Source organism: Citrobacter sp. VF227, from assembly GCF_052950715.1.
The window spans coordinates 1-489 of the sequence record NZ_JBRFVF010000313.1 but is presented as its reverse complement, the minus strand read 5'-3'; the positions used below and the strand labels follow the sequence as shown (position 1 = coordinate 489).

1 protein-coding gene is annotated in these 489 nt (G+C 71.2%); it reads right to left on the bottom strand.

Features of this window, described 5'->3' with window-relative positions:
• On the bottom strand, positions 1–341 hold a 341-nt coding region (locus tag ACU8YC_RS26485; protein WP_446896193.1), incomplete at its 3' end, for a hypothetical protein.
• Between the last annotated feature and the right edge of the window lie 148 nt (positions 342–489).

The window sequence follows — 489 nt, the reverse complement described above, 5'->3', positions numbered from 1 at the left end:
AGGTGCCCCGCACCGCCAGCACCGCGCCCATGACGATGACATTGCCGATCGCGTCGTTGCGCGAGCACGACCAGAAGCGAGCGCATGTTCGCACCGCCATCCTTGTACGGGCTCGGGAGCAGCACCGAGGCAGCGTTGACCGCCAGCGCCAGCACGCCGGCCAGACCCATGACCTCCGCCTTCGGCAGGCCGAGGGCCAGCGTCTGGCAGACCGTCGAGCCGAACGCCATCAGCGACGGCGGCACTCCCGTGGTGAGCGCGGCCGACGCACGGGTGCGCAGGCTCGCTCCGATCACCGCCAGCCAGAGGCCGTAGGTCACCGTGTCGGCGAGCAAGGCCAACGCGTCGGCCTGAGCGCCTGAGACCCAGCGAGCCGGCCCGCCGCCATCTCTCCGAGGAACAACGCCCCGTTCCGGGCCGATCACCGTCCAGAGGATGCGCTTGTGGCGTGGGTTCCCGCCATCGAAGACCGGGACGCCGCCGGTGCAG